Origin of the sequence: Tenuibacillus multivorans, from assembly GCF_900103915.1 — a bacterium.
Lineage (GTDB): Bacteria > Bacillota > Bacilli > Bacillales > Alkalibacillaceae > Tenuibacillus > Tenuibacillus multivorans.
The window spans coordinates 50,225-70,599 of record NZ_FNIG01000006.1 but is presented as its reverse complement, the minus strand read 5'-3'; the positions used below and the strand labels follow the sequence as shown (position 1 = coordinate 70,599).

Below are 20,375 nucleotides of genomic sequence, written 5' to 3'. Positions count from 1 at the left end.
TTATTGATTACAAGCAATTGATTGAATTATACTAGAAAACATGATGAAATGATTAAGGAGCCAATTCAACATGAAAAAAGTAACAACCATAGTAATCATTTGTTTGATAATCTTTCCTAATATCAGTCATGCTCAAGAAAATATACAGTATTTAGGATTAAATAGCGAATCCGCTATTTTAATTGATGCAATGACTGGGGAGGTTTTATATGATAAAAATAGTCAACAACCCATGTACCCGGCTAGCTTAACTAAAACTGTGACTGCCATTGTGGCGATAGAAGAAGGGGATCTAAACGATACCGTTACAGTGAGTAAAAAGGCGAGGAGCGTCGATGGAACTCGTGTGTATTTAGAGGCTCATGAGCAGGTGAAGCTTAAAAAACTGGTTCAAGGCTTACTGATTAATTCAGGTAATGACGCAGCTGTTGCTATAGCTGAACATATGGATGGTAGTGTACAAGCATTTACTGAACGGATGAACCGTTTTGCAGAGGAGAACATTGGAGTACATCAATCTAATTTTAGAAATCCGCATGGTCTTTACCAACCGAAACATGTAACAACGGCTGAAGACATGGCTAAAATTACACAATATGCGATGAGTAACGACACATTTAAAGAAATAGCTGGCACAAAGCAATTAACTTGGGATGGTAAAGGATGGGATACGACGTTATATAATCATCATCGGTTATTACGGCAGAGAGATGATGTGACAGGTGTTAAAAACGGTTATGTTATTCAGGCAGGATTTACGTTATCAACCTCTGCAACTCAAGAACATATTAATTTAATTGCGATAACGTTAAATGCTGATTCAGCTAACAGGGCTTATAATGATACCGAAAAACTTCTAGAGTACGGTTTTAATAATTTTGAAACATATACGGTTAAACCTGACCAAACGTTTATAAATGATCAAGGTGAAAAATTTATTCTAAATCATTCATTAAATTTTACCGGAACCAAAAATGCGAATTGGACAAAGGAAATGAACCCAAATGACGAATTAGTCATTAAGGGTCAAAACGGTGAAATATTACTCGAGCACCAATTAACACCCTTAAAAACTGTACAAACAGCTGCTGTATCTTCGTCTAATTCTGATTCGGACCTAAGTCAGTTGAATATTTGGTGGATTGGTTTAATCGCTTTATTAACGCTTAAAATCTTTATTTATTTATTCATAAGATATAAACGTAGAAAGAGCCGATTTTTTTAATAACTCGCCTGACATGGCGGGTTATTTTTATAATGTATAACTTTTCCCAAAATCGTGTATGAACCGATGCTTACAATGAGAAGTTAAATGTAACAGACCTAATAGAAGGGGAAGCTCATCATGTTAGAAGGGTTAAATTGGCTCACCTATTTAATGATCATTTTGGCAAGCTATCGTTTTACACATTTAATTGTATTTGATAAGATTACAGAATTTATTAGAAAACCTTTTTTAAAAAAGAAAAAGGTTCAGGATGAAGAAGGTCATGAAGAAACGAAAGAGGTCCCTACATCAAAGTTTGGTTATTTATTAAATTGCTACTGGTGTGCGGGTGTATGGAGTGCCATTTTTATCGCTTTGGGTTATCTGTACATACCTGATTTAGCCTTACCCATTATTTTTATTTTGTCGATAGCAGGTGCACAGTCGATTCTAGAAACATTTGTCGGCGTAGGGGTTAAGTTAGTCGATTTTTTAAAGAAATAATTGAAGCAACTGCATACTACAAAATTAAAACAGCCCCATCAACATGATGAGGCTGTTTAGCTTTATTTTTCACGATCTTCTGGGTTTTGGTTTTGGTAATTAGGTTCAATTTCTTCTGAGAATTCCGTTTGTAACGTATAATCATTTGCTCTGTCGTCTTCTTTATAACCGGAATCTTTAAATTCATTTTGTACATATTTGTGATAAAACCACTCACAAATGGTAATACCAATAGCAGAAATTAATGAGGCTGTAAATACATCGCCGCCAACAGTTAACATGTCAGTCATAAAGTAAACAACTACATAGGCAAGTATGAAGTCTGTTACGGTTGCAACAGTATTGTTAGTCCTCGGTAATATAAACACATCACCTAAATATCCGATTAACGTTACAGCTAATGAAATCATGAGTACATTACTGAACGCAACATCATAACCGAAGCCTAAAATAAGATATAATAAAACCAGTGTAACGAGAAATTTGACACTTAATAATTTAAAATGATTTAGATCCACCTATTTCAACTCCTTTTTACTTTTATTGTTCTTATTTTTTTTCTTTTTATTCATCACCATCATCTAAGAGTTATTTATTTTCTATTAACATTTGTTATGATAAAACCGCTTCTAGGAAGTGTAGGCATTCGCCTTAAACTAATACCTAAATCTTGATTTGGAACGTCATATGTGATGTCGTTTACAAAGAATTTAATACTTTCTTCCATCACTTTAATGGTAACTTGCTCACCAGGACAGCGATGATTTTTATAATAATCACCACCACCTTGTGGAATTAAGTCAAATCCACTACCGTCCCAATTATCAAACCTTTCAGGGTAGAATAACTCTGGATCATCCCATAGTTCTGAATCGCGGTTTGTACCGTATATATCAAGGAATACTAATGTGCCCTTTTTAAAATCGTATCCTTTCCAAGTGAAATCTTGACGTGTCATAGCGCCTAACAAAGGACCAAACGGATAATAACGACGAACCTCATGGACAAACATTTTTGTAGATTGTCCATTTTCATCGTTCTTTATTTTCTTTTTATATTGAGGATATTCGTGTAAAGCAAGGGCAGCAAACGTCACGTATCTTGAAATTGCCACGATAGGTCTTAATATATTTATGAGCTCTTTGCCAGCCATAAGTGGATCCAAAAGTTGACCTTTTGAGTCTTTATGCCAAGCCATGGCATGTAGAGCAGTTCCTTCATCGGCTGATAAAGTATGATCTCGAACTTGTTCAATCATGTGTTTAGCCCATTTTTCGTTATTGATGCGGGATCTTTTACCTTTCTGATATCGGGGACCAACACCACCAAAAGAATCAACCATAGATTTATACTCGTGAGTTCTTTGTTGAACTTCTGATTCCTTTAAAGGTACACCTGCCCACTCAAAGGCAATTTTGCACATTATATAAGCGCTATCTTCATATAAGGTAATGCTTTCAGCTTTCTCCCAATTCTTAATGTTCATTTCCCATTGGTTTCTTGTTATTCGTTGTAATTCATTGATCTTATCTTTAGTCATTAAAGACATAAATAATTCTTTCCTGTGTTGGTGAGCTTGGCCATCTTTGTTTTGAATGGCCTTTACGCCAAATAAGGATTTTTGTACTCTTTTTGGAACAGCACCTTGTCGCTGAAATTTATCATTATCGTAAAAGAGTTCAGCAGCATCTTCACCGCTAATGCAAATCACTTTTTTACCCATAACGCGTGTTTGAAAGATATTAGAATTCAACATATGTTTTCGATTTTGAATAAATTTATATCCTTCAAATAACACTGCTGCCGTACTATCAATCGTAAAATCCTTTGGGAATGGTTGATTTGATTTCATGTTATAAATGACTCCTTATCTTTTTATTGATCACAAGGCTTAAAGTTGATTTCATTTAGTAAATCGTCAATATTGGCCTCAAACAAAAATACACGTGGTCGATCTTCTTGATCAAACGTTATTAAATATGGTTTTTCATCCTCTGGAATGATAATAATAACAATATCAATTTCAGAGGTCAGCCATTCATTATCTACCTTTAGGTGGGGATCTAGTGGAATTTTTATCATATAACCCGATTTAGGTACTGGGTTAATGCCTTGATAACGGTCGTTGATGTGATCAACGAAATGTTTAATTTCATTCTGCATCGCCTGTGTCTTGGGAACAGTTTTAAGAACTTGTTCACTCTTGACATCAAAGATTTCAACGTTTAAAGGCTCAGCAGTAGTATAAATGGGAGTTAAAAAGATTATAATTACACTCATCAAACATATACGAATAGTGGATCACCTCTTCATCATGCTATTAGTCTTTATACTCCGCCTGGTAAGTATTATCACCAGCGTGAACAGAAAGTAAGGTGTCCGCATACCCAACTAATCGATTGACGATTTCATCACATATAGCGTAGACAAGAGGATGCAGATCCGATTGATAAAGTTTTGGATCATCAAATACAATGGTTGTGTTTATAAAAACATCTTTGTTTCCATATAAGTTGTAATGTATGATGACTTTTCCAGTTGCTCCCTTAGATACAGGTTCTTCATAAGAAGGTAAAAAAATAAACCATTCTTCGGCTGTCGCTGAGCGAAAATTTTTTGTAAAGGTGAGTCCTTTAATTTCTTGATCGATCTGTTCACGTAATTCATGGTGAATGGTTTCGATATGATGTTTAGGCATTAATAGTCCTCATTATCACCGGTAGCTGCATCCACAGCAATTTCATAAGCATCTAAAATTGACTGTTTAACTTCAGGATCTTCAATCTGAACTAAATATTGCTCGCCACCTTCATTTTCGATACGCATAAGAAACGTTTCATTATCATCCTTTAACAGTGCATAGGATTCACCTTCCATATCAAAAAGTGCTTCCACAAGCATTTCTCTTTCTTCACCGTGTTCATTTTCAATACTAATAACATCGCGATTTTCTTCATTCATGCCGATTCCTCCAATGAGAGTAATTGTACTTATCCATATAGTCTTGATCATTTTTTTCATAATATGAATGATTTTAGTTCATTACATTTGGGAATGTTTGGAGAAGGATATATTATGAACTTATGGAATATTTATATAGAGATGTTAAGGGAGGGCGTTTTATGTTTATAGGCGATCAAGTTAAGTTAAGAAAAATGAATGAAGATGATGTAGAACTATACCATCGCTGGCGCAATGATATGGATGTCATGACGAGTACAAATGGCTTTTTAGATGTACATAGCTTAAGCGATACTAAAGAATTTGTAGAAAATGTGTTATTAGGTTCACAATCATCTAAATGTTACATCATCGCAGACCGCAAGACAGAAAAACCGATTGGCATAACGTCATTAGTACATATTGATTATAAAAATAGAAATGCAGAATGTATTATTGACATGGGTGAGAAAAATTATTGGGGACAGGGTTATGGATCAGATGCCATGAAGTTAATCCTTCATTATGCATTTTACGAAATGAATCTACACCGTTTATATTTAAAAGTATTTTCCTTTAATAAAAAAGCAATTCATCTCTATAATAAGTTAGGTTTCCAAATAGAAGGGACATCGCGCGAAGAGTTATATCGTAATGGTGACTGGCACGATGTGATCCATATGGGTATTTTACAAAACGAATATCGTAATAAATAATACATGAAAGGAGAAAGGGATTTTGTTAGCAACTGATCAATATATTTCACTAAGAAAAATGAATCATCATCATTATGATTTTTCGTTATTACATCAATGGTTAAATGATAAGGACGTTTTAAGTTTTATTGAAGGACCAAGTATGTCATTTACTTATGATGATATCGTTAATAAATATAGCCCGAGAGCGCTCGGACAGGATTATGTTGTACCATGTATCATCGAATATCAACACAAACCAATTGGATATATTCAGTTTTATCCATTACAAAATGAAGAAAGGCAGCAATATGAAGTTGATGAAACAGAAGCATATGGTTTAGATCTATTCATAGGTGAATCTGATTATTGGAATCAAGGTATTGGAACCATGGTACTGAAACTCATAATAAAATTTCTATTTAATGATATCGGGGTAAAAGTGATTTATATTGATCCTCAAACCTGGAATGTAAGAGCTATTAGAAGCTATGAGAAATGTGGGTTCCAAAAGGTGAAAATTCTATATAACCATGAGTTATTTGATGGTGAATATAAGGACAATCAAATTATGAAATTAACAAAAAATGAATTTGTCAATCAAAACTAGGGAGCGTCATCTATGAAACTTAGTGTACTTGACCAAGCACCGATTACAAGAGGTGATACGGCTGAATCAGCTTTACATAATACCATTGAACTAGCTAAAATAACTGAGAAGTTGGGTTATCATCGGTATTGGGTTGCAGAACATCACAGTACAAGTGGTCTTACAAGTACAGCACCTGAAATACTTATTGGCCAAATAGCTGCACATACCAATCATATACGCGTAGGATCTGGTGGTGTTTTACTCCCACAATATAGTCCTTTAAAAGTAGCAGAAAGCTTTAAAATGTTATCAGGCTTTTATCCGAATCGTATTGATTTAGGTGTAGGGAGGTCCCCAGGAGGTCCCAAAAAAGTCAGACTCGCGTTAACTGATGGAATTGAAAAAAATCTTAGCTCGTTTCCAAGACAAGTTAAAGATTTGCAAGGCTTTTTACATCATTCATTACCCAAAGAACACGATTATCATTCGGTAAAGGCTGGGCCAATAGTGGCGTCAAAGCCTGAAATGTGGGTATTAGGCTTATCTGAAAGAGGAGCCAAAAACGCAGCCAATATGGGTGTTGGTTTTACTTATGGTCATTTTATTAACCCTAATAATGGGGTGAAGGCACTGAAAACTTATCGTCAACGGTTCAAGCCTTCCGTTAGTTTAGACAAACCTAAAACGAATGCTTGTATCTTTGTGGTTTGTGCTGATACACAAGAAGAAGCGGAAGGGTTAGCCCTAAGTCAAGATTTGTGGTTATTAAATGTTGGAAAGGGAAGCGATACCGTTATTCCTTCAATAAGTGAGGCCAAACAGCGAAATTATAAACAAGATGAATTAGATCAAATTAAAGAAAATCGAAAAAGAACGATTGTTGGGACACCTCCATTTGTTAAAGAAAAACTTTTGGAGTATGCGGATTTATATGATAACGATGAATTTTTAATCATAACCAATATACATGACTTTGAAGCTAAAGTTCGTTCATATCAATTAATAGCGGAGGAATTCTCTTAAAATGGGAAGAAATTGAACTGCCTTCCGTAACGTTAACAAACGTCAGACCATTATTTGAGCGAATAGATGTTAGTCAAATAGAGGAGGAGTTAAAACGATTAAAAAGTTCCTAAAAAACTACTCTTTGCGATATTTAAAAATAAAAAGTGCAGAATAGCTTATATTGACAGCTATTCTGCACTAAATTTCATTGGACATGTATTTACGAAAATAAACTAACAGAGAATTATTCTTATCTTATATTAAAGTGTTCCTTAATAATCCTTTCTGATTGTGGGAAGCTAAATTTTATTTGCCAGCCACCAATCCCCAAAATATCTAAATCCTTTACAAGTTGATACTTGGCTAGAATACTACGCGCATCTTCAAACCATACCTCATGATCGAAACCTTTTTCGTCAGTATAACGGAACCATGGTGATGCGTTCTCTTCATCGTAATGTATGGTACTTCCATACTCAATTGCCTTTTCAATCGCAGACATTTGTGCGTATGCCTGTGCTTCGCTTTTTCCATTATTGATTGGCCAATCATAGGCATACAGTGGGATCCCCATAACAATTTTCTCTTTAGGCATGACCGACAACCCGTACTCTAATGTTTCTTTAACCCTATCAATAGGAGCTATTGGACCTGGTTCCCCGCCTAACCAGTGCCAATCATAAGTCATAAGAAAGAGATAGTTTGCGTATTGTCCTAATGTTTTATAGTCATAGGCCGCATTCCATGAAGGATTTCGGTTACCTTGTAGCGGAGGAACTGCAACACCCAATTGCATACCAACTGGATGTATTCTCGTGGCAAGTTGTTGTATAAATTGATTAAAATCATCTCGATCTTTTGAATCTAACCCTTCAAAATCAATGACAACACCTTCTAAATCATATTGCTGTAATTTTCCATAAATATTTTCAATTAAGGTTGTTCGTTTCTTTTTGTTTGTTAGTAATTCATGCGCAAGCTTTGCATCAAAACCATCTGGGGATAAGTTGGTAACTGTAGCGTAGGGAACAGTGCCTTTTTTCCAAAGTATGTTTTTAAACGATTTCATTTTCGGTAATTCATTTAGCTCTCCGTTCTTTTTAGGGTGATATTCAAATGCTGATATGTGAGAGAGATATGTGTACTTATGCTCTACCTTTCCATCAATAATGTCAGATGGATATGCGAATGCGCCAATCATAATATTTGATTTACTAGGCTTTGGAACTTGTATGTTTTGACCAACATGAATCATATCACTTTTGATGTCATTGATATTTTTTAATTCTGAAAGGGAGACTCGATGACGATTGGCAATTTCCCATAATGTATCACCTTTTTGCACGACATATTGGTCGGTGTTCAAAATGAGTGATTGGCCTGGAACAATTTTGTTTTGATTAGATATACCATTAATTTTAGCAACCTCATGTTGATTTACATTATATTGATCTGAAATTTCCCACAGTGTCTCCCCAGGATTAACGATATGTATAACAGAAGCATACAGGGTGGGGGCGAATAATTGTAAAAATAATAGTATAGTAATTATGAGTCCGATGGCTTTTTTGAGCATTAGTTGACTCCTTTGTCTGTAATCGCTTTTATTATGTAACGGAATGCTTATTTTATTATTTATATTGTTTTTTAAAGGAATAACCATTACTTTTACCGAACTTAAATCATGACTAATAAATACAGGAGTATATCAATGACATTAATTGACCCAAGATTTATTTCCCAGAATGGGTAGAACCGCATTCAATTGACGGAGGTAATAAATGGATATTTATAAATTCGATAGAGGAATAAACATAACCCGATTTAATTCTAATTTTACAATGTCGAGAATAGTTGAATCCGATAACCTTGTAAGAATTAATTATATGACGTTGGATAAAAACGGAGTTATTGGTTATCACCAGGCTGTTACATCTCAAATATTACTCGTATTAAATGGTAATGGGTATGTCAGAAATGAAAAAAGCGATCTTATAAAGATCCAAGCAGGACAGGCTGTATTTTGGGAAAAAGGGGAATGGCACGAAACTAAAACAGACCATGGTTTAACCGCTATGGTTATAGAAGGTAAAGAATTAACCCCATATAATAATTAGTAGGAAGTCATGTTTTTAATGTTAGTTGGAGGAATAGGAGAATATAAATGAAACAAGAGATGTTAAAAATTTTTGATGACGATAGTAACCAAATCGGAACTGCGACACGTCATGACGTCCATAGGGTAGGTTATTGGCATGAAGTTTTTCATTGCTGGTTTGTAAGCCGACACAAAAATGAGTATTACATTTACTTACAATTACGTAGTCCTCATAAAGATTATCCGAACCTCTTAGATATAACAGCTGCGGGTCATTTGCTGGCGGATGAAACTGTACAAGATGGTGTCAGGGAAATACAAGAAGAGGTAGGGGTGAATGTATCTTTTAATGAATTAGTACCATTAGGAACTGTGAAATACCGGATCATAGAAAATAACTTTTTTGATAAAGAAATAGCGAACGTCTTTCTATATCAAAGCCATCATAATCTTGAGGATTTTAATTTGCAAGTAAATGAAGTTACTGGAATTGTAAAATGTAAGTTCAGTCATTTTCATGACTTGTGGTTTGGAAAAAGAAGATACATCAATATTAAAGGATACATGTATAATGAGAACGGAAAGAAAACGCCGATCGATAAGAAAGTGGGGCATGAATCCTTTGTTCCTCATGAAGTCGATCTCTATCAAACTGTTTTACAAAAAATAAAAAAATATTTAATAAAGGAAAATTAAAAGACTGTAGCATTTTAAATCTACAGCCTTTAGCAATATCTAATATAATGATATTATTCTTCTTTTTCCTCATTTTCTGGTTCCGGGTTTTCCTGTGGCCTTCTTGGTCTAGGGCCAAATAACAGTTGTGACCATGGATCAACAACTTCTCTTTCTTCCGCTTCATGGTTTACTTCTTCATTAAGTTCTTTGTTTTCATTTTCGTCAGACATATTAATCCTCCTTCAGTAATGTTTCATTCTTATTGGTTAATATATAGTTATTACGTTTAATCTGTGTGGGTGACTAAACTAAAAATTTGTGATTCAGTGTATTAGTGAAACTGCGTGCGTATTTTGATTAGATTATAAACGCTTCTTGCATGTCTACCTTCTTTGGTATGAGGATTAATTCAGGGACGAATACGATTTAAAAATTCTTGATCGCAATGATATCTTGAACGAGATCGCCTGTAGCATTCATCATGTGCTTTACAAGCTGCATCTACTGCATTTATAGGAGCACCTGGACCTCTAATACCTATACCCAGGAAGACAAAATTTGAAGGGCTTGTAAAATACCTCCCTGAATCTATTAATTTCGTAATATATCATATGAATGATTGATATTTTAATCTACTTGTAATGACTAGATTCAACGAATTTGAAGGAAAATTTCGATTAATAGTTAATGAGGTATTAAGAGTTTGTTTAGTCGGGCATAGGAGGGTGTACTTGTGAAGAAGAATAGGAAATTGAAATTTTATATAGAGTTCATGTTATTAAGTTTATTAATCGTTTTAATTTTTGGAACGTTAAAAAAACATCCCCAGTTAATGGATTTCCAGTACCAATCACGGCACAGGTAAAAGAGATACATTCAGATGACAATATTTCTTATGAATATTCTGGTTTTAATCGTGTATACCTTCAGCATGTAAAATTATTTGGTTGGAAGCAGGTAAAGCAAGAGGGTTCGAAAGTGATTTATGAAAAGGACGGGAAACAAGTTGCTGTAATTCCATATAAAGAAGGATTTTCGATTCCTTTAGCAGATTAATGATCATCGTTTTGACTTCACCTTTTTTTACACTATTATTATGTCATACGATATATCGTGATACATAATAATATAGAAGGTGTTTAGATGTCTAACCAAACAATGAACCCAATGACTGAAGCCATGTACTATGTTCTACTCGCTCTGCATTCACCTTTACATGGGTATGCCATCATGGAGGCAATAAACGGTATTTCAAATGGTAGAGTACAGCTGGGACCTGGTACGTTATATGGGATTTTAAAACGACTACAAAAAAATAAATTCATTCAATTAGAAAATTCAGATGGATGGCGAAAAGTTTATCAAATTACAGATAAGGGTCGAGAAGCTGTCAAATTGGAATATATAAGACTAACTCATATGGTTAGGGATGGAAAAATATTGCTAGAAAAGGATGGACAAAATGGGCAGTAATAGAATAAAGAAAATGCTTTGGTTAGATGCATGGGAAATTGAAGAACAAGAGGCTTGGTTTTCTAATATGGCTACAAAAGGCTGGAAATTAATTAATATAAATGAATGGTTTGCTACATTTGAAAGGTGTGAGCCTCAAGACATTAAATATCGATGTGATGTGTTTAAGTCTAAGGAATTAGATAGAATTGATTTATATCAACAAACTGGATGGAAGTATATAGGTTCGCGTCACTACATACAAGTATTCCGAGAGAAAGAAAGTTATAATCCACAAGATATTCATACTGAACCTTTGGAACACGCGGCAACTTTAACGTTGTTAAAAAAAGATATAACGATTAGAGGATTCCTTTCAATTATATTATTTGCTTTAGTCATGGCATTGTCCATTTGGTTAATATTAATAAATCCTATAGACCTTTATATTGAAGATGGCTCTCTGTTACAAATGATTATTCCCATAACAATTGGACTGTACCTTTATATGAAGATGGTTAGAGGTATGATCCATATGTCTAAACTTTATAAAAAACTAAAATCAGGTATACCGCTAGATCATGATGTCAGTTTTTCGAAAAAGTTTAAACGTAAAAAAATTATGGCGTTTAGTATGATTGCAATTGCAACGTTATGGTTTATTTTTAATATTTTTAGCTTAATATCTAGTTTAACGGAAGATCGACATCCTCCTATTCCTGACAGGGATATTCCAGTGGTCAAAATGTCAGATATAGTAGAGGAAGGCACTTTTATAAAAGAAGGGGACAGGAATCCATCAAATCATTATAAAGTCGATTCCAGTTTATTAATTCCAAAACAATATGAATTAAAGCAAAGTGTAAAAGTACCCGGTGTTATGTGGGAGGATAACAGCGGAACTTATAGTCCAACCATATGGTCTCATAGGTATAATGTTCGGACGGAATGGCTCGCGAAACAATTTATTGTAACTTTAAAGGAAGAGAAAAAGCCACTATCTGGCAATTATAAATTAACAAAAAGTAATAAATGGGATGAACTATGGGTCTACGAAGAAGATGATAGCCATTTTTCTTTTATATCTAGAATTAATAATGTTGTCTATTATGTTGAATATTTTGGTTATGAATCTATAGAATTAATACTAGAAACAACTTACCTTAATACTTTACAATGAGAACAAATGTTCGTATAATGTAAATAGAATAATATAAAGTAGGTGAGGGGTATGTCTAGTTACTTTAAGATAAATGAGCATTACTTTAAAACGTGGACGTCCGAAATGGCGTATATCCTAGGATTTTTCTATGCTAATGGAAACATTTCAAACCATCAGACCATTCTTTTTTCTCATTATGAAAAAGACATCCTTGAAAAAATAAGGCATAAACTAGATTCTAACCATCCAATTCACCAAGATCAGAAAACAGGTCTATACAACTTACACATGAACAGTCAATTCATAAAAAATGATTTATTTAATCACTTTAAAATGGTAACCAGTAGCTCTAAAGAAGCAGAGTTTCCTAGTGTTCCAACTTTATATCTAAACCATTTTATTAGGGGGTATTTTGATGGAAAGGGGCATATATATAAATCAGGATATCTGATAGGTTTTGACGGTGGATCCAATGCCTTTATGCAGGAGTTAAAAAATATTCTTACTCAAAGGTCGTTTAATACGAAATTGGTGACATCGGAGAAACAATACCAAGTATATATCAGTGGAATTAATAGTGTTAATGACTTTGCCAATTGGATGTACAAGCATAAAAATTTATACGTCAAAAGGAAATATGAATTATTTCACTATATTAATCACGAAGATTTTAATTTAATCAATGAAAAGAATATGAGTTATCGTTTGAAGAAAGTTCAGTAGGAGATGGTCAGTTGACATAATATAATTATTATAAACTTAATTGGAATTGTATGGTTAAAATGGAGGGATTAGGATTAGAATTAAAACCACTAAACGAGTAGTGAATTTATCATTGATTGTATTATTCTTTTGTTTGATCTTCGTTTTTATTCAAAATGTTAAGAATCAAACTGAGGGTGATAGTGCTGAAGATGATACTATTTTGGATTCCGATCAAGCTCCTAATTTTAATCTAACGACATTAAATGGAGAAGAAATTGAATTAAAAGATTTACAAGGAAAAGGTGTCTTAGTCAATTTTTGGTCTAGCTGGTGTGGACCATGTAAAAATGAAATGCCAGAAATTCAAAAGGTTTATGATTTTTACAAAAGTCAAGGTTTAGAAGTATTGGCTGTCAATTACGGTGAATCAAAGGAAACCATTCAAAATTTCTTAGAGGATCATCCTACCTTAAATTTCACAATTTTGTTAGAAGATGATCAGGTAAGCGAAAAATATATGATAGCCAATCTTCCCACAACGTATTTTATTAACAAGGATGGAGAGATAGTTAATCGATACATGGGTGAACTAAATGAAGAACAACTACATGTATTTGTAAATGAAATATTACCTAAAGAATAATAAGCCTGTTACATGTGTTTATGTCATATAACAGGCTTAGATTTAGATCATTCCTATTTGGCCGAGATATTGAATAATTTGATTCGCCGCTTCCTTAATCGAGTGCTTTTCAGTTTCTACCGTTAACTCTGGATTAAGTGGTGGTTCGTATGGTGAATCAATCCCAGTAAAATCCTTGATTTCACCCTTTCTCGCTTTTCGATATAATCCTTTTGGGTCCCGTTGTTCACAGATTTCAAAAGGACAATCTACAAATACTTCGATAAATTCATGGTCTTCAAATAATTGTCTAACTTGGTCACGATCTTTTTGGAAAGGGGAGATGAAAGCGGTCATGACAATTGTTCCGCTATCAACGAACAGCTTTGCCACTTCTCCAACTCGCCTTATATTCTCGATTCGATCGTTTGCACTAAACCCTAAATCATGATTTAATCCGTGCCGTATATTATCCCCATCTAGAACATAGCTACTAATTTTCAAATCATATAATTGTCGATCTAGCTCATTGGCTAATGTTGATTTGCCTGAACCAGAATAACCTGTAAACCATAGGACACAACTCTTATGGCGATTGATTTCTTGACGTTTTTTTTTAGTGATTGAAGTGGGATGCATGACAATGTTTTGATTAACCATTATTGATTCGCCTCCGTGACATTTTTATTCATTCCTTCTATTAGTTCGGCTGCCACTTCAGGTCGACTGAATTCTTTTGGTGGCATAATACCTTCTCTAAGCATACTTCTGACTTTTGTTCCTGATAAGGATATATGATCCTTTTTGGAATGCGGGCACGTTTTAGCTGTACTCATACTTTCACATTTTTTACAGTAAAAACTATTTTCGAAGCATAGGATTTGGATTCCGATTTCTTCATCATCAAAGTTCTGGAAAATTTTTTGAGCATCATAAGTCCCATAATAGTCACCGACTCCAGCATGGTCACGACCAACGATAAAATGAGAGCATCCGTAATTTTTACGAACTAACGCATGAAAAACAGCCTCTCTCGGACCGGCGTACCTCATGGCTGCAGGAAAAACAGAAAGAAACACTCTATCATTTGGATAATAATGGTCCAATAAAATCTGATAACAAGCCATTCTTAATTCACTTGGTACATCTCCAGGTTTTGTTTCCCCAACTAGAGGATGAATAAATAAACCATCGACGGTTTCTAAAGCGGATTTCTGAATATATTCATGCGCTCGATGAATGGGGTTACGTGTTTGAAAGCCAACGATTGTTTCCCAGCCTTTTTGGTTGAATTGTTCTCTCGTTTCGGATGGTGTTATATAATATTCTTTGAACTTATTTCTTTTCGGTGATTGAACCATGGTTATTGGACCACCAAGGTATGTGGTTGGTCGTTCCATTAGCTTTTTAACACCAGGGTGATTTATGTCAGTGGTTTGATAGACTTTTTGCGCCTCTATTGTTTTATTAGGGGTAAAAATATCTTTGACCGTCATGACACCATAGATGTTATTTTTATATACTAGATTAATGGTTTCACCGACCTCAATCTGACTACCTTTGTCTTCAGTAACAGGCAAGGTGATCGGAATACTCCATGGAAGACCGTTTTTTAGGCGCATATTATGAATAACTGATTCGTAGTCATTTTCATTCATAAATCCGGTTAAAGGACTAAAAGCTCCATTAGCCAATAATTCTAGATCACTTAAAGCAAGGGCATCCAATTGTACTTGTTTATGTTTCTCATCAATTTTGTGATCTTCATTCATTCGATTAATAAGTAGCCCACCATGTGGTTTTATCATATTAACTACCTCCTAATTTTTTCGCTACTGCTTTTTCTTTATAAAATGGTCGATTGATCTTATTAGGTTTCCAAACGCCAACCGCATAAACAACGACGATAAATATTGACATCATTAACAATCCCGAATAATCGGATTCGATGAATACCTTAACGAGGTTGTATGATAAAACAAGTGAGATAATAGGTGATATAAGCCAAGTTTTAACCAGCTTAATGATTGTCGTGTTTTTCCATAATGCTTTACCATGATCAGATACACCGACACCTAATATACTGCAAGTCGTTATTTGTGTTTGCGGTACAGGAATACCGAATAAGGAAGCTATCATAACTAATATGGCTCCAATACCTGAAACCGTACCACCCTGTAACAAACTTAGATTTGTAATCTTTTTTCCATTTGTTTCGATGACTTTGCCACCAAGAAATATCGCTCCTAGCGCAACAAATAACCCACCATAGATGGTTGCCTGACTTAAGTTAATAAGTCCACTTGCTACTAGAGGACCAACGGAATTGGCAACATTGTTCATCCCAGCAGCAAATGCTTCTAAAAATCCAGTTAGAACCACCGCAATAGCCAAAAATCTTGACCATTTACGATTAAGTGGAAAAGAGGAAGTTCGCTTAAGTAATTTGATACCTTGATTTGTGAAGTAAGCTAGGAAAAATGCAATGATAGGAACTAGAATCCAGTACAATAAAATGGTCATCAATGTATCCACGAAAAGCGCATCAAAAGCTATACCGACCCCTATAACAGCGCCTACCGTGACTTCACTTGTTGATAGAGGAATTCCGCTTACATTCGCGATAAATAATGAGATGGAGGCGGAGCTGAGTATGATAAGAGCAATGTTAATAGAGATCATATTTTCCGGAACAATTTTAGAACCTAATGTTTTAACGACTTCGCCTCCCCCTAATATAGCACCCAAAAATACACCAATCCCACATAACATCAAGGCTATCCTTCTATTTTTAACAGCGTTTGAACCATATGCAATACCCATCGTTGCCGCTGCGCCGCTAGCTCCAATATTCATTGTGAAAAAGAATGCAACGATAAATAACAAGATTGTAACCAATTTAAACAGTCCCTACTTAAGCTTGATGCAGTCCACACTCTTTTTTATCAAAATTAGCCCATCTTCCAGATCGAGTGTCGTTAGAATCTGTTACGGGAAGTGTGCACATTTCACAACCAATGCTTGGATAATGGTGATCGTGTAATTCGTTATAGGGTAGATTATTTAATGTGATATAATCCCACACCTCATCCCAGGTCCAATGGATTAATGGGCATATTTTTACTTTTTTAAACTTATTGTCTTTATTGATAAATTGAGTTTGACTTCTCGTGACCGATTGCTCTTTTCTTAAACCCGAAAACCAAGCATCTACATTGGATAATTCATCTTTTAGTGGATTCACCTTTCGAATTTGACAGCATTGATTTGGATTACGTTCCCATAATTTATCCCCATAATGATCGCGCTGCTCTCCAAGGTTTAGTGATGGCTTAACCATTTTAATTTTTAAATTTGGGTATTTATGTTTGACTTTTTCAATAAGCGAATAGGTTTCTTTAAAGTGTAAATCTGTATCCAAAAAAATAATGTTGGCGTATGGATTGATCTTGGATATTAGATCTATTAACACAATGCCTTCTGCTCCAAAGCTACAAGAATAAACGATTTTATCTTTATAGGTCTTAAATGACCATCTAATCACTTCCATAAAGTCTTGAAATTCGTTGTTCAATCGCTTTTGAACATCATAATCCCAGTTAGCGTACGTCAGTTTTTCAATCATTTTTTCTCCTCACTTTGTTAAATCCTTAAATTTTACTCTTAGGTTTTTGTCATAAATCAATGTATTCAAGTGAGTGGGTTTTTGTTATAGTTGGCAAGCCCATTTTAAAGAAGGGGGAATTGTAACGAAATATGATTAGGCGAATATATTTGTTGTAGGCGGGACCCGTTATTAAGATATAACATTAAACATATGGGGTGAATCTAAATGAAAGTTCAAATATTTCGTAGTCATCGTCCTATAAAACAACTAGCTGATATAACAATTGTGATTGATGTGATTCGAGCATTCACTGTCGCTCATTATGCATTTTTACGAGGGGCTGAGCGGATTTTCCTTGCCAAAACGGTTGATCAGGCTTTTCAGATTAAACACGATTATCCAAAGTATTTACTAGCTGGTGAAGTAAATGGATTCGCCATAGAAGGATTTGATTTAGATAATTCACCCTACAACATAATACAAAAGGATTTACGGGGGAATACATTGGTCCAAAAGACGACTAATGGTGTGCGTGCTACCTTAAATAGTCTAGAATGTGACCATTTATTTGTAACAGGATTTACAAATGCACGAACGACAGCAGAATACATTAAAGATAAATTATTAAGTGGGAAGCATGCTACCATCCATATTATTGCTTCTCACCCTAGTGGGGACGATGACTTTGCTTGTGCAGAGTATATGAAGCAAATTTTAAAAGGGGAAACTGAAAGCATTTCAGTTCAAGAAGTGATGAATAGAATTAAAAGTTCTCATGTCGCTCAAAAATTTTTTGATTCAGATAAACCTGAATTTAAAAGTGAAGATGTTATCTATATTCTAAAGGAATTGGATCGAGGGTTTGTTATGAGAGTAAATCAAACCGACGTGATCCCAATGATTGAGAGGGTTGACACATGTTAAAAACCGATTTAATACTACCGCAAAGAGAGAATAAGCCCAGGCAAAATGGGTTAACAATTCTAATTGATAATGGAGCTCCTTTAAATTTATTTAAAGATACCATTCAAAGCTCCAATGAGTATATTGATTTCGTCAAATTTGGTTGGGGTACATCGCTTGTTACACAATATTTACAGCAAAAGATTGAATGGTTAAGAGAACAGGAAATTGAGTTCTTTTTCGGCGGAACACTGTTTGAAAAATTTCTTAGTCAAAACAAAGTCGATCAATATTATGATCTTTGTCATAATTTTGGCTGCAACTATGTCGAAATCTCAAACGGTACATTAGACATATCGAATAAAGAAAAATCGCTTTATATAAAAGAATTCGCCAAGGAATTTACAGTTTTTAGTGAGGTGGGGAATAAGAATAGTAAAATGGCCAATCAAGTTGAATCAACTGAATGGCTTGAGCAGATCCAAGAAGATCTTGAAGCTGGTTCAGCAAAGGTAATTACGGAAGCAAGAGAAAGTGGATCCAGTGGATTATGTGGGGAAAATGGCGAAATTCGCATGGATATTTTTGATTTAATAAGTAATTCAGGGATTCCATTTGAAAAATTAATCTTTGAAGCCCCTAATAAGGATATGCAAATATTTTTCATTGAACATGTAGGTCCAAACGTTAACCTTGCAAATGTTGCGTTATCAGACGTTATATCTCTCGAAACCCTTAGACTTGGGTTGCGTTCTGATACCTTTAATTTATGAATTTAATGAATGAACTGGAGGTATTTATATGAGAAAAACCAATAAAATTTTCCATTTAGCGATTCCATGTAAGGAATTAGACGAGACCGTTGAGTTTTACGAAAAATTAGGGTGTAATCTAGCGAGAAGGTACGATGACCGGGTGACATTTGACTTTTTTGGTGATCAAGTCGTATGCCATCTAAGTCCAGACCATATTGATGAAAAACCAACCATGTATCCACGACATTATGGCATCACATTTCTGGAAAAGGATAACTATAATGAATCCTTGAAAAAAGCCATTGATGAAAAGCTTCCGTTTTTTACTGAACCCATGGTAAGGTTCAAAGGAAAACAAGAAGAACATATGACCTTCTTTTTAATCGATCCTTCTAACAATCTGCTTGAATTCAAGTATTATCATGATCCAAGTATGGCTTATTAAAATAGTCCTGATAATCGCTGATGATTGGCGATTATCAGGCTGATTCCGTATCAATAAGTTCTTTTTTACGCTCCGATAGAATAGGGTTAATAGAAAGGTTGTCCTATTAGTCGTATTCGATGGGAGTATGTTTATGAAGTTGTTCTTTAAAAAACAAGGACAAGTTATGATTGGTGGTATCTGTCAAGGATTTGGTATGGGACTTTTTTTATTTCCCAACGCTATTCCATCCGGTGGGGGAGCCGGGATTGCCATCTTGTTAAATTATTTTTTTAACCTTAATATGGGACTAGCCCTTTGGATCGTTAATTTTTCTTTAATGCTCGTGGGAATCAAATTCCTTGGTAAACGTTTCTTCCTATGGACGGTATTTGGCATTACGATAACCTCTAGTTCGGTCGACTTCTTTGAAACTTATTTTATGATTCCGGATCGATTGATTGTTTATGATCTAATGATTGGTTCTATTTTTCTTGGAATCGGTGTTGGTCTCCTCATGCGAAGTAATGTCTCCAATGGGGGAATAGGCGTAATCGCGATCATCATTTCTCATTATAGAGATATTTTACCAGGAAGACCATTGTTTTTCATAAATGCGATGATATTTATAATTACGGCAGCCATCATTAGCTGGGAAATCTTCTTCTTGGCTCTAATGAGTCAATGGATTTCTACAACAGTTATTGATATCGTCTGTCGATTAGACTTTACAAAAACCTATCGTTTAGACTGGATAAGGAAGTCGTAAACAACCTAAAAAGAGCCATGTTTATAAAGTGACTCTTTTTAGGATTTTTTACATGATGTGAAAGTCGTGCTGCTGAAGCGTGATCGCAATTCGTTCCTTTGAAATTTGTTGATCATTATATTCGATTTTTAATTCGCCATCATCCGGATCAATTAACACCCTTTCCACACCACCTAAATCATTTAAAACGTATTCAATTTCCTGAATGTCCATTTCTGAGTTTGCCTCTTTAATTAGCATGGTTATTTCTTTCATGA

General features: G+C 34.6%; 27 protein-coding genes. 15 read left to right on the top strand and 12 right to left on the bottom strand.

The features are described from left to right. Positions 1-70: 70 nt before the first annotated feature. Positions 71-1,225: a D-alanyl-D-alanine carboxypeptidase family protein gene (locus tag BLP77_RS10140; RefSeq protein WP_093857016.1), complete on the top strand. Its 1,155-nt coding sequence runs from the start codon at positions 71-73 to the stop codon at positions 1,223-1,225. 120 nt (positions 1,226-1,345) lie between these two features. Next, on the top strand, positions 1,346-1,711 hold the full coding sequence (locus BLP77_RS10135) for a DUF1360 domain-containing protein (protein ID WP_093857015.1): 366 nt from the start codon (positions 1,346-1,348) through the stop codon (positions 1,709-1,711). Positions 1,712-1,773: 62 nt separating this feature from the next. Here the strand turns inward: BLP77_RS10135 and BLP77_RS10130 are convergent, their stop codons facing one another. The 5 genes from BLP77_RS10130 to BLP77_RS10110 form a co-directional block, all read right to left on the bottom strand. Further along, positions 1,774-2,229, bottom strand: a complete 456-nt coding sequence (locus BLP77_RS10130; protein WP_093857014.1) for a YndM family protein — start codon at positions 2,227-2,229, stop codon at positions 1,774-1,776. Positions 2,230-2,303: 74 nt separating this feature from the next. After that, positions 2,304-3,563, bottom strand: a complete 1,260-nt coding sequence (cypC, locus tag BLP77_RS10125; protein WP_093857013.1) for a CYP152 family fatty-acid peroxygenase CypC — start codon at positions 3,561-3,563, stop codon at positions 2,304-2,306. Between the two features lie 23 nt (positions 3,564-3,586). Further along, positions 3,587-3,991: a hypothetical protein gene (locus tag BLP77_RS10120; RefSeq protein WP_093857012.1), complete on the bottom strand. Its 405-nt coding sequence runs from the start codon at positions 3,989-3,991 to the stop codon at positions 3,587-3,589. A gap of 40 nt (positions 3,992-4,031) precedes the next feature. Beyond that, positions 4,032-4,409, bottom strand: coding sequence for a hypothetical protein (locus tag BLP77_RS10115; RefSeq protein ID WP_093857011.1), 378 nt, complete (start codon positions 4,407-4,409; stop codon positions 4,032-4,034). After that, the gene (locus tag BLP77_RS10110) at positions 4,409-4,672 is read right to left on the bottom strand and encodes a DUF1292 domain-containing protein (RefSeq protein WP_093857010.1); all 264 of its coding nucleotides are present in this window, start codon (positions 4,670-4,672) and stop codon (positions 4,409-4,411) included. Before BLP77_RS10110 ends, BLP77_RS10115 begins: the two co-directional genes overlap by 1 nt. A gap of 161 nt (positions 4,673-4,833) precedes the next feature. On the opposite strand from BLP77_RS10110, the gene BLP77_RS10105 reads away from it, so the two are divergent. The 3 genes from BLP77_RS10105 to BLP77_RS10095 are packed head-to-tail and all read left to right on the top strand — an operon-like array spanning position 4,834 to position 6,961. Further along, complete coding sequence (locus tag BLP77_RS10105; RefSeq protein ID WP_093857009.1) at positions 4,834-5,367, top strand: GNAT family N-acetyltransferase; 534 nt, start codon at positions 4,834-4,836, stop codon at positions 5,365-5,367. Between the two features lie 22 nt (positions 5,368-5,389). Continuing rightward, complete coding sequence (locus BLP77_RS10100; RefSeq protein WP_093857008.1) at positions 5,390-5,956, top strand: GNAT family N-acetyltransferase; 567 nt, start codon at positions 5,390-5,392, stop codon at positions 5,954-5,956. A 12-nt stretch (positions 5,957-5,968) separates the two neighbouring features. Next, positions 5,969-6,961 carry an LLM class flavin-dependent oxidoreductase gene (locus BLP77_RS10095; protein WP_093857007.1) on the top strand — a complete coding sequence of 331 codons (993 nt, stop codon included), beginning with the start codon at positions 5,969-5,971 and terminating at the stop codon, positions 6,959-6,961. Between the two features lie 232 nt (positions 6,962-7,193). Here BLP77_RS10095 and BLP77_RS10090 read toward each other — a convergent pair whose 3' ends face one another. Then, on the bottom strand, positions 7,194-8,519 hold the full coding sequence (locus BLP77_RS10090) for a glycoside hydrolase family 18 protein (protein WP_176753039.1): 1,326 nt from the start codon (positions 8,517-8,519) through the stop codon (positions 7,194-7,196). A gap of 205 nt (positions 8,520-8,724) precedes the next feature. On the opposite strand from BLP77_RS10090, the gene BLP77_RS10085 reads away from it, so the two are divergent. Next, positions 8,725-9,060 (top strand): cupin domain-containing protein, encoded by a 336-nt coding sequence (locus BLP77_RS10085; RefSeq protein ID WP_093857005.1) that lies wholly within the window; start codon positions 8,725-8,727, stop codon positions 9,058-9,060. Positions 9,061-9,107: 47 nt separating this feature from the next. Beyond that, the gene (locus BLP77_RS10080; RefSeq protein WP_093857004.1) at positions 9,108-9,737 is read left to right on the top strand and encodes an NUDIX hydrolase; all 630 of its coding nucleotides are present in this window, start codon (positions 9,108-9,110) and stop codon (positions 9,735-9,737) included. 53 nt (positions 9,738-9,790) lie between these two features. Here the strand turns inward: BLP77_RS10080 and BLP77_RS15855 are convergent, their stop codons facing one another. After that, a complete protein-coding gene (locus BLP77_RS15855) occupies positions 9,791-9,949 on the bottom strand; it encodes a hypothetical protein (RefSeq protein WP_176753038.1) in 159 nt (52 codons plus the stop codon). A gap of 913 nt (positions 9,950-10,862) precedes the next feature. Here BLP77_RS15855 and BLP77_RS10070 point away from each other — a divergent pair. From BLP77_RS10070 to BLP77_RS10055, 4 genes are all read left to right on the top strand, one after another. Then, positions 10,863-11,192, top strand: coding sequence for a PadR family transcriptional regulator (locus BLP77_RS10070; RefSeq protein WP_245686855.1), 330 nt, complete (start codon positions 10,863-10,865; stop codon positions 11,190-11,192). Next, positions 11,182-12,351 carry a DUF2812 domain-containing protein gene (locus BLP77_RS10065; RefSeq protein WP_176753037.1) on the top strand — a complete coding sequence of 390 codons (1,170 nt, stop codon included), beginning with the start codon at positions 11,182-11,184 and terminating at the stop codon, positions 12,349-12,351. Before BLP77_RS10070 ends, BLP77_RS10065 begins: the two co-directional genes overlap by 11 nt. 105 nt (positions 12,352-12,456) lie before the next feature. Continuing rightward, the gene (locus BLP77_RS10060; RefSeq protein WP_176753036.1) at positions 12,457-13,056 is read left to right on the top strand and encodes an LAGLIDADG family homing endonuclease; all 600 of its coding nucleotides are present in this window, start codon (positions 12,457-12,459) and stop codon (positions 13,054-13,056) included. 112 nt (positions 13,057-13,168) lie between these two features. After that, positions 13,169-13,681: a redoxin domain-containing protein gene (locus BLP77_RS10055; protein ID WP_176753035.1), complete on the top strand. Its 513-nt coding sequence runs from the start codon at positions 13,169-13,171 to the stop codon at positions 13,679-13,681. A 42-nt stretch (positions 13,682-13,723) separates the two neighbouring features. On the opposite strand, the gene cysC is transcribed toward BLP77_RS10055, so the two are convergent. Genes cysC through BLP77_RS10035 form a run of 4 tightly spaced genes read right to left on the bottom strand, consistent with a single transcriptional unit; the run spans position 13,724 to position 17,285 of the window. After that, positions 13,724-14,323 carry an adenylyl-sulfate kinase gene (gene cysC / locus BLP77_RS10050; RefSeq protein WP_245686864.1) on the bottom strand — a complete coding sequence of 200 codons (600 nt, stop codon included), beginning with the start codon at positions 14,321-14,323 and terminating at the stop codon, positions 13,724-13,726. Next, positions 14,320-15,468, bottom strand: coding sequence for a sulfate adenylyltransferase (gene sat / locus BLP77_RS10045; RefSeq protein ID WP_093856999.1), 1,149 nt, complete (start codon positions 15,466-15,468; stop codon positions 14,320-14,322). The genes cysC and sat overlap by 4 nt, the downstream gene beginning before the upstream one ends. Before the next feature lies 1 nt (position 15,469). Beyond that, entirely contained in the window at positions 15,470-16,558 is a 1,089-nt protein-coding gene (locus BLP77_RS10040; RefSeq protein ID WP_093856998.1) for a sulfate permease, read from the bottom strand. 16 nt (positions 16,559-16,574) lie between these two features. Next, positions 16,575-17,285 (bottom strand): phosphoadenylyl-sulfate reductase, encoded by a 711-nt coding sequence (locus BLP77_RS10035; protein WP_093856997.1) that lies wholly within the window; start codon positions 17,283-17,285, stop codon positions 16,575-16,577. A gap of 207 nt (positions 17,286-17,492) precedes the next feature. Between BLP77_RS10035 and BLP77_RS10030 the strand changes: the two genes are divergently transcribed. The 4 genes from BLP77_RS10030 to BLP77_RS10015 all read left to right on the top strand — a co-directional run bounded on the left by BLP77_RS10030 (position 17,493) and on the right by BLP77_RS10015 (position 20,118). Next, positions 17,493-18,191 (top strand): 2-phosphosulfolactate phosphatase, encoded by a 699-nt coding sequence (locus BLP77_RS10030; protein ID WP_093856996.1) that lies wholly within the window; start codon positions 17,493-17,495, stop codon positions 18,189-18,191. Then, complete coding sequence (locus BLP77_RS10025) at positions 18,185-18,943, top strand: phosphosulfolactate synthase (RefSeq protein WP_093856995.1); 759 nt, start codon at positions 18,185-18,187, stop codon at positions 18,941-18,943. Before BLP77_RS10030 ends, BLP77_RS10025 begins: the two co-directional genes overlap by 7 nt. Positions 18,944-18,971: 28 nt before the next feature. Then, complete coding sequence (locus BLP77_RS10020; protein ID WP_093856994.1) at positions 18,972-19,370, top strand: VOC family protein; 399 nt, start codon at positions 18,972-18,974, stop codon at positions 19,368-19,370. Positions 19,371-19,503: 133 nt separating this feature from the next. Next, positions 19,504-20,118 carry a YitT family protein gene (locus BLP77_RS10015; protein ID WP_093856993.1) on the top strand — a complete coding sequence of 205 codons (615 nt, stop codon included), beginning with the start codon at positions 19,504-19,506 and terminating at the stop codon, positions 20,116-20,118. A gap of 48 nt (positions 20,119-20,166) precedes the next feature. Here the strand turns inward: BLP77_RS10015 and BLP77_RS10010 are convergent, their stop codons facing one another. Then, positions 20,167-20,373, bottom strand: a complete 207-nt coding sequence (locus BLP77_RS10010) for a hypothetical protein (protein WP_093856992.1) — start codon at positions 20,371-20,373, stop codon at positions 20,167-20,169. Between the last annotated feature and the right edge of the window lie 2 nt (positions 20,374-20,375).